This window comes from Mesorhizobium sp. P3_A2, from assembly GCF_056403115.1.
Window position 1 is genome coordinate 350,188 of record NZ_JBFUGC010000001.1, and the last position, 13,149, is coordinate 363,336.

The 13,149-nt window shown below is 63.1% G+C and carries 11 protein-coding genes; 3 read left to right on the forward strand and 8 right to left on the reverse strand.

What is annotated here, in order from left to right:
- Window positions 1-82: 82 nt before the first annotated feature.
- From AC1DXM_RS01660 to tmpA, 4 genes are all read right to left on the reverse strand, one after another.
- Window positions 83-1,864 carry an acetolactate synthase 3 large subunit gene (locus AC1DXM_RS01660; RefSeq protein ID WP_477231459.1) on the reverse strand — a complete coding sequence of 594 codons (1,782 nt, stop codon included), beginning with the start codon at window positions 1,862-1,864 and terminating at the stop codon, window positions 83-85.
- Window positions 1,865-2,116: 252 nt separating this feature from the next.
- Window positions 2,117-3,262 (reverse strand): PcfJ domain-containing protein, encoded by a 1,146-nt coding sequence (locus AC1DXM_RS01665; RefSeq protein ID WP_477231460.1) that lies wholly within the window; start codon window positions 3,260-3,262, stop codon window positions 2,117-2,119.
- 728 nt (window positions 3,263-3,990) lie between these two features.
- Window positions 3,991-4,575 carry a (R)-1-hydroxy-2-trimethylaminoethylphosphonate oxygenase gene (tmpB, locus tag AC1DXM_RS01670; protein WP_477231461.1) on the reverse strand — a complete coding sequence of 195 codons (585 nt, stop codon included), beginning with the start codon at window positions 4,573-4,575 and terminating at the stop codon, window positions 3,991-3,993.
- Window positions 4,572-5,723: a 2-trimethylaminoethylphosphonate dioxygenase gene (gene tmpA / locus AC1DXM_RS01675; RefSeq protein ID WP_477231462.1), complete on the reverse strand. Its 1,152-nt coding sequence runs from the start codon at window positions 5,721-5,723 to the stop codon at window positions 4,572-4,574. Before tmpA ends, tmpB begins: the two co-directional genes overlap by 4 nt.
- Before the next feature lie 121 nt (window positions 5,724-5,844).
- On the opposite strand from tmpA, the gene AC1DXM_RS01680 reads away from it, so the two are divergent.
- Window positions 5,845-6,735 (forward strand): LysR family transcriptional regulator, encoded by an 891-nt coding sequence (locus AC1DXM_RS01680; protein WP_477231463.1) that lies wholly within the window; start codon window positions 5,845-5,847, stop codon window positions 6,733-6,735.
- Window positions 6,736-6,874: 139 nt separating this feature from the next.
- The gene (locus AC1DXM_RS01685; RefSeq protein ID WP_477231464.1) at window positions 6,875-8,677 is read left to right on the forward strand and encodes an NAD(P)-binding domain-containing protein; all 1,803 of its coding nucleotides are present in this window, start codon (window positions 6,875-6,877) and stop codon (window positions 8,675-8,677) included.
- On the opposite strand, the gene AC1DXM_RS01690 is transcribed toward AC1DXM_RS01685, so the two are convergent.
- The 3 genes from AC1DXM_RS01690 to AC1DXM_RS01700 are packed head-to-tail and all read right to left on the reverse strand — an operon-like array spanning window position 8,674 to window position 10,096.
- Entirely contained in the window at window positions 8,674-9,201 is a 528-nt protein-coding gene (locus AC1DXM_RS01690) for a GNAT family N-acetyltransferase (protein WP_477231465.1), read from the reverse strand. The two genes, AC1DXM_RS01685 and AC1DXM_RS01690, sit on opposite strands and share 4 nt — an antisense overlap.
- Window positions 9,202-9,216: 15 nt before the next feature.
- Complete coding sequence (locus AC1DXM_RS01695) at window positions 9,217-9,525, reverse strand: hypothetical protein (protein ID WP_112560453.1); 309 nt, start codon at window positions 9,523-9,525, stop codon at window positions 9,217-9,219.
- 4 nt (window positions 9,526-9,529) lie between these two features.
- On the reverse strand, window positions 9,530-10,096 hold the full coding sequence (locus AC1DXM_RS01700) for a helix-turn-helix domain-containing protein (RefSeq protein ID WP_477231466.1): 567 nt from the start codon (window positions 10,094-10,096) through the stop codon (window positions 9,530-9,532).
- Between the two features lie 152 nt (window positions 10,097-10,248).
- Here AC1DXM_RS01700 and AC1DXM_RS01705 point away from each other — a divergent pair, with 152 nt between their 5' ends.
- Window positions 10,249-12,078, forward strand: a complete 1,830-nt coding sequence (locus tag AC1DXM_RS01705) for an ATP-binding protein (RefSeq protein ID WP_477231467.1) — start codon at window positions 10,249-10,251, stop codon at window positions 12,076-12,078.
- Window positions 12,079-12,294: 216 nt separating this feature from the next.
- On the opposite strand, the gene AC1DXM_RS01710 is transcribed toward AC1DXM_RS01705, so the two are convergent.
- On the reverse strand, window positions 12,295-13,086 hold the full coding sequence (locus AC1DXM_RS01710) for a GGDEF domain-containing protein (RefSeq protein ID WP_112560450.1): 792 nt from the start codon (window positions 13,084-13,086) through the stop codon (window positions 12,295-12,297).
- Between the last annotated feature and the right edge of the window lie 63 nt (window positions 13,087-13,149).

A 13,149-nucleotide genomic window follows, 5' to 3' on the forward strand; every position in this document is an offset into this window, starting at 1 on the left:
GACGTGAATCTCGATTTCAGACTTTTGAGCTAATTCTCTGTTTGCGCACGGCTTCTTTCGACAAGCCCTGCCTCGGCTTGTCCTAGACCAGTTCCCTGCCCTTGGCGTCGATGGCGTTGGCCACGGCTTCGTCGGTCGCCTCGTCCGGCAGGAGCATTTCATTATGCGCCTTGCCCGACGGGATCATCGGGAAGCAGTTGGCGAGCGTCGCCACGCGGCAGTCGAACAGCACCGGCTTCTTGACCGAGATCATCTCCTTGATCGCGTCGTCGAGCTCGTCCGGCTTCTCGCAGCGAATGCCATGGCCGCCATAGGCGTCGGCCAGCTTGACGAAGTCGGGCATCGCCTCGGTGTAGGAATGCGACAGACGGTTGCCGTGCAGCAGCTGCTGCCACTGCCGCACCATGCCCATATACTGGTTGTTGAGGATGAAGATCTTGATCGGCGCATCGTGCTGCACCGCCGCACTCATCTCCTGCATCGTCATCTGCACCGAGGCGTCGCCGGCAATGTCGATGACAAGGGCATCGGGATGCGCGATCTGCACGCCGAGTGCCGCCGGCAGGCCGTAGCCCATGGTGCCCAGGCCACCGGATGTCATCCAGCGGTTCGGCTTCTCGAAATGATAGTGCTGTGCTGCCCACATCTGGTGCTGGCCGACTTCGGTGGTGATGTAGGTGTCCATGTCCTTGGTCAGCGCGTAGAGCCGCTGGATGGCGTATTGCGGCATGATCACGTCGTTGTTCATCTTGTAGGCGAGTGAATCGCGCGCGCGCCATTTGGCGATCTGCTCCCACCAGGGATAGAGCGCCTTCTTGTCGGCCTTGGCGCTTGCCCGCCACAGCCGCACCATGTCCTCCAGCACGCGGCCGACATCGCCGATGATCGGCACGTCGGTGTGGACGTTCTTGTTGATCGAGGACGGGTCGATGTCGATGTGGATCTTCTTCGAGTTCGGCGAGAACGCGGTCAGCCGTCCGGTGATGCGGTCGTCGAAGCGCGCTCCGATGCAGATCATCACGTCGCAATCGTGCATCGCCATATTGGCTTCATAGGTGCCGTGCATGCCCAGCATGCCCATCCAGTTCTTGCCCGATGCCGGATAGGCGCCGAGCCCCATCAGCGTCGAGGTGATGGGGAAGCCGGTGAGGTCGACCAGTTCGCGCAGCAAATGGCTGGCTTCCGGGCCGGAATTGATGACGCCGCCGCCCGAATAGATGATCGGCTTCTTGGCGCTCGCCATCAGATCGACCGCGGCCTTGATCTTGTCGAGATCGCCCTGGACCCTCGGCTGGTAGCTGGTGCGGGGCGCCGTCTGCGGCGGCACGTAGATGCCCTTGGCGAACTGCACGTCCTTCGGGATGTCGACCACCACGGGACCGGGACGGCCGGTCGTGGCGACATGGAAGGCTTCATGGATGGTGGCGGCCAGTTCGTTCACATCCTTCACCAGCCAGTTGTGCTTGGTGCAGGGGCGCGTGATGCCGACCGTATCGCACTCCTGGAAGGCGTCGGAGCCGATCAGCGAGGTCGGCACCTGCCCGGTCAGGCAGACCAGCGGGATCGAATCCATCAGCGCATCCTGCAGCGGCGTCACCGCATTGGTTGCGCCCGGCCCCGATGTCACCAGGAGCACACCGGCCTTGCCGGTGGAGCGCGCATAGCCTTCAGCCGCATGACCGGCGCCCTGCTCGTGACGGACCAAAATGTGCTCGACCTCGTCCTGCTGGAAGATTTCGTCGTAGATCGGAAGCACCGCGCCGCCGGGATAACCGAAGACATGCTTGACGCCATTGTCCTTCAGCGCCTGCACCACCATTTCGGCGCCAGTCATTTCACGCCGCTCACTCTGTCCGTTGCTCATCGGTCCTGTCCCGTACTGTCCGCCATTGGGCGATTGCTGGTCGTTTAGTCGTGTTTCGGGCAATAAAAAAGGCCCCCGAGGGAGCCTGTATGTTGCGCATGGGAGGTTTTCGCCCGGCGGTTACACCGCCTTGCCCACGCGCCTTCCTACGAGAATGAGTGCCTTTTTCATGGTGGCGGACAATAGAATTGGTTTTGCGCCGATGTCAACGGGCAATCCGCGCGGCATTCACGCCGCGCGGATCTTCTGTTTTCAGGCCCAGAGCGCCACGCCCTTCGCCTTGGCCCAACGCTTGAGGATCTTTTGTTCCTCAAGCGTAGCCAGACGATTGCCGAAACCGCGCACCTGCACCGCGCGGTGTTGCGGGTCGAGCTCGATCGTCAGCAACCGCTCGGCCTTGCCAAGCGCTTTGCGCCGCAGCGTCCAGATCGAGGCGTTGCCGGCAATGCACTTGACCGCGTAGGTCGAAACGCAGTGATGCATCGCCCTGGACTCGGCAACCAGATCCTCGGCCGTCTTCAGCTGGCGGACGAAGAAGCGCTCGCCATGCGCATTCGCCTCCTTGGCCGGAGGCTCCCATTCCCAGTCCTCAAGGCGCGAGCCCTCCCAGGCGCTGCCCGGCGCCAATGCAGCCCGACCGGCTGCGCGGCGGCGCATGGCCTCGATGCGCTCGATGGCGGCAATGTCGCGATGCCATTGCGACATCTGCCGGCGCAACGAAGCGAGCGTGCGGCCCTTCAGGCTATACGCCTTGTCGCGCCGGTGCATGGCGGCGATATAGTCGCAGAGGTCGTCGATCTCCTCCTTCGACGTGGGTTGCTCGCAGAAGAAGCGCGCCACTTCACGCCAGAAGGTGAGCTCGCCACGCGGCGTGCGCGCAATCTTGGTGCGCGCAAGCCGTGCCGCCAGTCCATTATCCCCGGTGTAGGACCGAACGATCGCGAACCAGAACGCCTCGCAGAAGCCAAGCTCGCTCGACACGTTGAGGAAGCAATGCACCTCCTTGCGAGACAGCCATTCATTGGCGCCCGCTTTGTAAAGCGACTGGCCACCCGCGGCCGCGACGTACCAAGCCAAGCGCAGCGCGATCTCCGGGCCGTCCAGTCCCGACCGGTCCAGCCAGATGGCTTCGAGCGCGGCCGAAACCGGATAGCGCGCATAAAGATAACGGGCAGCAGCCAGCCGCAGACGCGCAGGATCGCGCGTTTTCAGCTTCGGGCGCCACAGCGCCCCGTCGCGGATCGCTACGCCGGCATAGCCCCGGCGCACCTCGTCGAGCGCCCGCTCGAAATCCGGAGCGGGACGCGGCGCGGCGGAAACCCGCTGCAACGATGCCTGGTATGCTTCAATGCGTTGGCGCTCGGCGTCCTGCCTGAGCTGTATCATGGACCTGACCATGGCCGTTCTTCCCGATTGGAACCCTGTCAGCCGCGCGCAATTCCAGCGCCGGCACGGAATGTGTCGAACTGGATAGGCGTGACATGAACAGGTCTCCTCTTGGGGATGACGGTTGCGAATGGGCGGGGTCACTATGCCTGCAAAACTCCAGACGCAAGAGCCATTCTTTCAATGTTTACAAAGGCCTGTCCGTCTGTTGCAAAGGTGCATCTCAGACCTCCAGACAGCCGCCATCCTCGGCGGAAGCGTTCGGCTTTAACCGGTTTGCCACGGCTCTGACCGGGCATTTGATTTCGATGTGAGCGCCTTCGATCAGCGCCGCCGCCACGCCTCACGGCGCGCTGGTTCAGGTCGTCAGGAATTGGGTATCAGCCGTGAAGCGGCTCAGCCCGTCCGCCGCCGGCGGAGGCGCAAAATGCGTGAACGTGATCTCATCGTCGCCTCCTTCAAAAGCGTGGTTGGTACGGGTGCGGCACGATGAAAGGGTGCCGCTGACTGGGCGCGGCTAATACAACGGAACGGGTGCAACGACAAGAAGGCGAACAGCCAGGTCGCCCGGCCCGGACAAACCGGCAGTGGCAAACCGGCTGTACGCGTCGTTGATGATCGCCGGCAATAAAGCAGGAGCGCTTGCGACAGGCTGTCGCTCACAGGCTGGCGGCCGGTATGCAGCCACCGCGCCTTCGCCGTCGAAGCAGAAACACATCGCTGTCTCCTCCCGCCTGCCATCAGGCGCGACTGGCGAAGTCGCTAACAACCCGCTGCAGCAGCGGCACGTAGTCGCGAAACGCCCGCGTCTTCATGTTGGCGATCTTGCCGGCCTCGTCCCAGATGCGGACCCGCACAGCTTCTTCGTGAAACGGGTTCTTGCGGAACGCGGCCACTTCCTCGGCATTCATAGGCCCACCCTGCAGCGACAGCGTGTGCACCGAGGCCGGCGAAAGCCGGCCGAAGTAGGTCGGGTCGGTGGCGCAGAGAAAGCGCTTGGCGGCGACATGCAGCCTGACGCATTCGACGATGACGGGCGGAAAGAACGGCGCCAGCACCTCGCCGCCGGCCTCGTCATGATGCTTGTCCTCGACATCATCGGGCGAATAGGTGCCGAACTCGCTGGTGTAGTGGCCGATATCGTGCAGCAGTGCCGCCGCCACCAGCACATCCGGCGCGCCGTCCTGTTCGGCAAACCATGCGCCCTGCAGCATGTGTTCCGACATGGTGACGGGTTCACCGAGATAGGATTCCGCACCCCGGCGCTCGAAAATGTCGGCGATGAATTCGACGATGTTGTGCGTGTTCAAATCCTGGCCGCTCATTCCGCGGCCTCCTTGAACTCGTGTTCGATCGCCGAAAGCGTCGACAAAAGGCCGTCCTTGTCAGCGTAGCAGCCCTGCAGCCAGCGCTTGCCGGTCCCGGAAAACGCCTTGCGGGCATGCATGACGCGCGTGTTGTCGACGATGAAGGCCTGCCCTGCCTCGAGCTTGAAGGTCACTTCAAAGGACGGATCCTCGATCAGTTCGGCGAACCGGCGATAGGCGGCGTAATAGGCTTCCATATCGGCGAATGGCACATCGACGGTCGGCGCCAGTGAGCGGTTGTTGAAGCGGATGGCGATGAGTTCGCCATCCGGGCCGAGCTCGATCATCGGCCGCTTCGCCTGCAACCGCACGCCGGATGAGCCGGCATATTCGAAACGCGCCGGATATGAACTCAACAGACGGAAGCCTTCGGGGTTTTCAGCCTGCAGGGCGGCCGCGACAGCAAAACCGTCGACGACGCTGGATTCGCCGCCCTCCACCGTGTTCTCGATGCAGGACAATATCTGCAGCGTCGGCACCGGATCGCGATAGGGATTGTCGGTGTGCGCCTGCAGGCCGAGATTGGTGTAGGCGAGGTTGTTGGGATTGACCTCTGCGCGGACCTCGAACCAGCGGCCGTAATTGGTCTCCCGGATATAGCCGAACAGATCGGAGACCTTGCACAGCGCCCCGGATTCGGTCGGCAGGCCGTCCATCACCGCGAAGCCATAGGTCTTCACCGCCGACAGCCATTGCCTGAGCACCGCGCGGTCGCGGCTGGCTGCGGCATAGCCGGCGCGCGGCACCGAATTCTGCATCGAGGCCTTGGTCCATCGCACGATGGCCTCGCCGGTCCAGCCGGGCTCGCGGGCGGCATCGCGATCATAGGCATTGGCACTCAGCCAGGCCGCGGGAAAGCTGACTGTTTTCTGTTCCGGTACGAAGCTGATCTCAAGAGCATCGCCCTTGATCGCCGCAGTGCCGATCCGCGTTTGCGCCGGAATGTCGAGAATGGTGATCAGCCGCTGGCCATTGCCGGCGCTGCGCGTCTTGTCGTCCAGCGCATTGTCGCGCAGCCACATCGCGTGGAAGCGGGTGCGCGTCCCATCCTTCCAGCTGAGTTCGATTGTTCTGCCTTCGTCGCCGATCAGCGCGTGGGTGAGCATGAAGATCCGTTCCTGTCCGCAATGCCCCACGGCCAACTCCGCAGGGTTTCCGATTGCATGGTGATGGCACGACAGGCATAATTCAAATTATCATTTTGCAGCCAAAGGCCACAAACTGCTTATGCATCAAACCACCCTGCCCTTGCCCCCGCTTGACTGGCTGCGCAGTTTCGAAGCCGCCGCGCGGCTGTCGAATTTCACCGCCGCAGCGGCCGAGCTTGGCCTGACCCAGGCTGCCGTCAGCCAGCACATCCGCGCGCTTGAAGAGCGCTTGAAGCAGCCGCTGTTCATCCGCCTGGCGCGCGGCGTCGAACTGACGCCGCAGGGCGCTGCCTATCTGCCGCATCTGCAATCGGCCTTTGCCGTGATCGCCAACAGCACGCGCGAGCTGTTCGAACCGAGGACGATCCAGAGCGTCACGATCCGCTCGCCGATTTCTTTCGCGGTGCTGATGATCGCGCCGAAGCTGCCGCAGATGGCGAGTGATCTGCCCTTCGTCCAGCTGCAGGTCGAGACCATCCACACCCCGGCTGACTATAGTGAGCGCTCCGGTGGGCTCGACATTCGTTTCGGCGCCGGCTCCGGCTCCTTCCCCGGACGGCAGGCCGACCGCCTGACCCGCGAAGCCTTGACGCCGATGGCGGCGCCCGACCTCGCCAGGATCCCCGATTGGACGGCATTGCCGCGACTTACGGTCGTCGGCGCGCGGGAAATGTGGGGCGAGTGGTTCGCCGTCGCTCGGATGAAACCGACGATCGGGCCGACGCACAAATTCGACAGTTTCGTCACTGCACTGGAGGCGGCCAAGCACGGCGCCGGTATGGTGCTGGGATCACGCCCGCTGGCCGATGCGGCGCTGCGCGACGGATCCCTTGTCACCCTGTCCGGTTTCACGCTGTCGAGCGGCGCCGGCCACTATCTGACCGCGCCCTCGGGCGCTCATCTGAGCCCAGCCGAGGAAGCGGTCCGCCGCTGGTTCGCAACGACCTTCGGCGCCCCGATTTCCCGATAAGTCGCTGAATCCACGCCAAACTATTGGACGACGTGACGCGGCGCATGATTTGCCGCGATACTGCGCGAAGCCGGACGTCAAGCTTCGGCAGGGTTCCGCTCGCTACAGGCGGCCAGGAAAAAATCGCGGAGGAAATTCGATGCTCGACAAGGCCCCCAACAAGAAGCTGTCCGACCTGCTCGATCGCTTCGGCGCGGCACTCACAGCCGGCGATATCGACAAGGCAGTCGCCTGCTTTCAGGAGGATTGTTACTGGCGCGATCTCGTCACCTTCACCTGGAACATCAAGACGATGGAGGGCCGCGACCAGGTGCGCGACATGCTGGTCAGCCAGCTGGCGAAGACCAAGCCGTCGAACTGGGCGATCGCCAAGGGCGAGGACGCCACGGAAAACGATGGCGTGCTCGACGGCTGGATCAGCTTCGAGACTTCAGTGGCGCGCGGCTTCGGTCACATCAGGCTGAAGGACGGCAAGATCTGGACGCTGCTCACCACCATGGTCGAGCTCAAGGGCCACGAGGAGCCGGCCGGCTTCGACCGCCCGCTCGGCGCCAAGCATGGCCACGGCAAGAACCGGCCGACCTGGAAGGAAGAGCGCGAGAAGGAAGCCGCCGAGCTCGGCTTCAAGACGCAGCCCTACACGCTCATCATCGGCGGCGGCCAGGGCGGCATCGCGCTCGGCGCGCGGCTCAGGCAACTCGGCGTGCCGACCATCATCGTCGAGAAGAACGAGCGCGCCGGCGACAGCTGGCGCAAGCGCTACAAGTCGCTCTGCCTGCATGACCCCGTCTGGTACGACCATTTGCCCTATATCGACTTTCCCCGGAACTGGCCGGTCTTCGCGCCCAAGGACAAGATCGGCGACTGGCTGGAAATGTACTCCAAGGTGATGGAGCTGAATTACTGGTCCTCGACCGAGGCCAAAAGCGCCGTCTATGACGACAAGAAGAAGGAATGGACCGTTGTCGTGCGCCGCGACGGCAAGGACATCACGCTGAAGCCGAAGCAGCTGGTGCTGGCCACGGGTCAGTCCGGCAAGGCCAACATGCCGAACTTCAAGGGCATGGAAAGCTTCAAGGGCGACCAGCATCACTCTTCGAAGCATCCCGGCCCCGACGCCTATGTCGGCAAGAGGGCTGTTATCATTGGCTCCAACAATTCAGCCCATGACATCGCGGCCGCCCTTTGGGAAGCCGGCGCCGACGTCACCATGGTGCAGCGCTCCACCACCCATATCGTCAAGTCGGACACGCTGATGGAGATCGGGCTGGGCTCGCTCTATTCGGAAAAGGCGGTCGAGAGCGGTATGACCACCGCCAAGGCCGACCTCGTCTTTGCCTCGCTGCCCTACAAGATCCTGCACGAGTTTCAGATCCCGGCCTATGCCGAGATGAAGAAACGCGACGCCGGCTTCTACAAGGGCCTGGAGAAGGCCGGCTTCATGCTCGACTGGGGCGATGACGGTTCCGGCCTGTTCATGAAGTATCTGAGGCGCGGCTCCGGCTATTACATCGATGTCGGCGCCTCCGACCTGATCATCGACGGCTCGATCAAATTGAAGAGCGGCGTCGAGGTGAAGGAGGTCAAGGAGCACTCGGTTCTGCTCAGCGACGGATCCGAACTGGCCGCCGATCTTATCGTCTACGCCACCGGCTATGGCTCGATGAACGGCTGGGCGGCCGACCTGATCTCACGGGAGGTCGCAGACAAGGTCGGCAAATGCTGGGGCCTTGGCTCCAACACCACCAAGGATCCCGGTCCCTGGGAAGGCGAGCTGCGCAATATGTGGAAGCCGACGCAGCAGGAGGCGCTGTGGTTCCATGGCGGCAATTTGCATCAGTCACGCCACTATTCGCAATTCCTGTCGCTGCAGCTGAAGGCGCGCATGGAAGGCATTGCAACGCCGGTCTACGGACTGCAACAGGTGCACCACAAAGGTTAGGCGGGCTGGCCGACGCGCTTCCAGTAGACGAGCGTGCCGGTCAGTCCACCATGCGGCTTCAGGGCAAAGTCCGGTATTTCGCCGGTGAGCGTGAAGCCGAGTTTTTCGTAGAGGCCCGAAGCGCCCTCCTCGGTCGCAGTATCCAGCACCAGCAACGTGCGGCCTCTCTCGACGGCGAGAGCCTCCGCGGCGCGCATCAGCCGGCTCGCTATGCCCTTGCCGCGATGTGCGAGCCGGGTCATCAATTTGGCGATCTCGGCGCGGTGCGGCTGGTTGACCGGAAAGTCGAGCAGCAAGGTCACGGTGCCGACGAGAGCATCGCCGTCCCAGGCGCCCAGCACCACCCTTTCACCTCTCTCCGCAGCCGTCAGCGACTGGTCCCAGAAGCCTTCCGCCGCCTGCCGGGACAAGGGATGCATGAAGCTGACCGAGCCGCCGGCCGCGACCGTCTCGATCAGCATGTCGACCAGCGCGGTTAGCGTTGCGGCGTCACGGGTCAGGACCTTGATTTCGATGGAACTCATGCGTGATGTCCCTTGCTAATCCAGACGCGCGACGCGGCGCCGTTTTCGTCCTGCCTTGATCGCGGCGATACGATCGGCATCTTTCGGCTGCAGGTGTAGCCCGCGTTCGAGGATTTCGAGCGTGTATTCCTCGTAGGTCAGGCCGAGCCGTTCGGCCTTTTCCATGCGCATCAGCATCACGTCACGGCTCGGCGCCTTCCACGCCTTGGCGTGCGCTGCCTGCCAGGCGAGGAAGATGTATGGATCGCCCTTGCCCCATGGCGGGCCCTTGTAGTCGTCGAGCGGCGGTCCGCCATTGTCGGAGCGCTTGGGACGTCTTGCCACGACCTCAGCCCCTGACCAGCGCGACCAGATAGTCGGCGGGCTGCGGCCCCACGGCGTGGAACGTGCAGTCCGACGGCGCGCCGAGCGCCAGGCAGTCGCCGGGCTCGAGACTGTGCACGACATCGCCCTCGGTGAATTCGAGACGTCCGGAGATCAACCACATCTGCTGCTTGATGAAGGCATAGGACGCTGCCGGGAAGCTTACCTTGGCGCCGGCCGGCAATTGCACCCGGATCAGTTCAAGCGGCATGTCGGAGATCGGCGACAGATGCCGCCTGACATAGCCGGTGCCGGGATCTCGCCACACCGGCTGCTCGCTTTCGCGCAGCAGGCCGCCGCCTTGCTGCTCGGCGCGCGCAATCAGCGTCGACAGCGTCATGCCGAAGGCGGCGGCGATGCGCACCAGGAGCGCCGCGGTCGGGCTGGTCATGCCCCGCTCGATGGTGCTGAGCATGGCTTTGGAGACGCCGGAGCGGTCCGCCAGCTCTGCCAGCGACCAGTTGCGCAAGGTTCTTTCGGCGTGGATTCTTTTGCCGATCGTGGCGGATACGTCATTCGCTATATCAATCATTCGTCCAATATATCGAAATTACGGCGCTGGGAAAGAGGCCGGTCGGTTGAATTTTCGCTAACGGGTTAACGCCTGCTACACCATCCCACATCACGCCACCTTAACCCCATTTGTGTAGGGTCAACGCTCCACGGAAATGGGGATCGGACCGTATGTTTGTCGAGCGCGAAGCCTCCGTCGGCGAACCGACCTCGCAGGAGCGCCGCCGCGCCGAGCAGAACGACAAGCGCATTCTGGGCAATGTCGTGCAGTGCGACGGTGCGCGTGCCACCATCAGCGCCTATGCCGACGACCTCGAAGGCGCGGTCACCGGCCTGTGGACGGTCGGCAAGATGATCTCCATCAATCTCGGCACATCGCGCACCGTTGGCCTGGTCTATGAGATCGGCAAATCGGATCGCGCCTGGAGCAGTGAGGGGCAGAACCCGATCGAGGTCAGCGTCGAACTGATCGGTGAGGTGCGCGACGGCGCCGAGCCCGGCGACCGCCCGATCTTCGACCGCGGCATCACCACCTATCCCCATATCGGCGCCATTGCCCACCGCATCCGCAGCCGCGACCTGCAGGCGGTCTATGACCTCGCCGGGCGTCATTCGATCACCATCGGCACGCTGTCGCAGGACGAGGCGATCGACGCCAACATCGCCATCGACGACACGCTGGCGCGCCACTTCGCCATTGTCGGCACGACGGGCGTCGGCAAATCCACGGCGGTCTCGCTGCTCTTGCGCAAGTCGATCGCCGCCCGGCCCGATCTGCGCATCCTCATCCTCGATCCTCACAATGAATTCGCCGCGTCGCTGCCGGAGTTCTGCGTCCGGGTCGATTCCAAGACGCTTGATCTGCCGTTCTGGATGTTCAGGCTGGAGGAGTTCGCCGAAGTGCTGTTTCGCGGCCGGGAGGTCGTGCCGGAAGAAGTCGATGTCCTGCGCGATCTGATCCCCGCCGCCAAGAACCTCTATCGCAACCCCAGTTCCGGCTCCTATGTGCGGCGCGGCAGCGATGCGCTGACCGCCGACACGCCGGTGCCCTACCGCATGGTCGATCTCATCAAGCAGATCGACGAGCGCATGGGCCTCCTGGAAAGCAAGAACGACCGCCCGACGTTGAAATCGCTGAAGACGCGCATCGAGTCGGCGGCATCCGACCCGCGCTATCGCTTCATGTTCAATTCGCGGCTGATCGAGGACACGATCCACGAGACGATCGGCAACATTTTCCGGGTGCCGCATCATGGCCGCCCGGTGACCTGCTTCGAGATGGCCGGCATGCCGTCCGAAGTGGTCAACTCCGTCTGTTCGGTGCTGGCGCGCCTCGCCTTCGACCTCGCTCTGTGGAGCGAAGGCCGGCTGAAACTTTTGCTGCTGTGCGAGGAAGCGCATCGCTATATGCCGGCCGATCCGCGGCTCGGCTTCGCGCCGACAAGGCATGCGTTGTCGCGCATCGCCAAGGAAGGCCGCAAATATGGCTGCTATCTCGGCGTCGTCACCCAGCGTCCGGGCGAACTTGATCCGACCATCCTGTCGCAGTGCTCGACCTTCTTTGCCATGCGCCTGGCCAACGAGCAGGACCAGGCAATCATCCGCTCGGCGATCGCCGATTCCTCCGCCTCGACGCTGGCCTTCCTGTCTTCCATGGGTCAGCGCGAAGCCATCGCCTTCGGTGAAGGCGTAGCGACGACCATGCGGCTGAAATTCGAAAAGCTCGCGCAGGAGCTGATCCCCGGCACAGCCAAGCGCGACGATCTGGACTCGGATGTCGACGGCGATGTCGATCTCGCCGCGATCGTCGAGCGGCTGCGCAACGTGCCGAAGCCGCAGCAGCAGATGGCCTTCGCCGAAGTGGTGGACTCCAGCCGGCAGGCCGGCGATCCCGACTACCGCAAACCGGCCACCGCCCAGCGCATCCAGCCCGACGACGATTTCGACATGCGCTACGGCCTCAAGCCCGCCACCTTCGGCATACGCCCGCAGAACGATTGAGCTTCAGCGTAACGTCCTTTTGCCGAACAAAGCCGCGTCGGCGTCCAAGGCCCGGCTTCGTCGGCCAGCTTAGGTAAATCCCATCAGGAAATTCGTCAGGCTGAGTCGAATGGTGCTGTCTTCGAGAACCGGAGCGGAGCGGACATCAGTCCGTGAGCACCGGAAGCGCCGAAGACAGCAGCAGGCGGCCAGCCTCACGAATTCAGTGATGGGATTTTAGGCGCAGACGCGGTTGCGGCCCTGCCTCTTCGCCTCATAGAGCTGGCGGTCGGCGCGGCGGTAAAATTCCTCGGCCGTTTCCTTCCGGTCCCACACAGCAAGTCCGACGCTGGTGGTGATCTTGAGGCGGACATTGCCCGACAGCACCGACATGTTGGCGATCGCCTTGCGGATGCGTTCGGCGAATTTCCCCAGCAACTCCGCATCCATGTTGGGCGTGACCACGGCAAACTCCTCGCCGCCGAGCCGCGCCACCACGTCGTGATAGCGCGTCATGCCTTTGAGGCAATTGGCGACTGCCCTCAGCACCTCGTCGCCGACATCGTGGCCATGTGTGTCGTTGACCTGCTTGAAATGGTCGAGGTCGAGGATCATCAGCCCGACGGGCTTCTCGATACGGCGGAATTCTTCGAGATATTCCTTCAGCGCATCGTCGAAGTAGCGTCGGTTCTGCATGCCGGTGAGACCATCGGTTAGCGCCGCATGCTGCAGCGTTTCCGAACGGGCGCTGAGCGACACCGTCATCGCCCGCAGCTTGCCCTCTTCCGTCGCCTGTCTGCGGATCAGCGGGTAGATGAAGAACACGCCGAAGAACAGCGCCGTCGCCAGAAGCACACCGGTGATAAACAGCAGCCTGTTGAGGTAGACGATCCTCTCAATGCGGGAAGCCGTATCCATGTCGGCGGCGATGCCCTGCAAAAGACCATAGGCATGAAGTGTCACCAGGCCAGCGGCGAGGATCACGAAAATAAAGACGAAAAATGCGGATTCCGCCTTGTGGAAACGCATCTGCTCCCCGTTGGAAAAGTGCCCGCCTGATTTATGGCATGACGGCGCCTTACGGACAGTTAA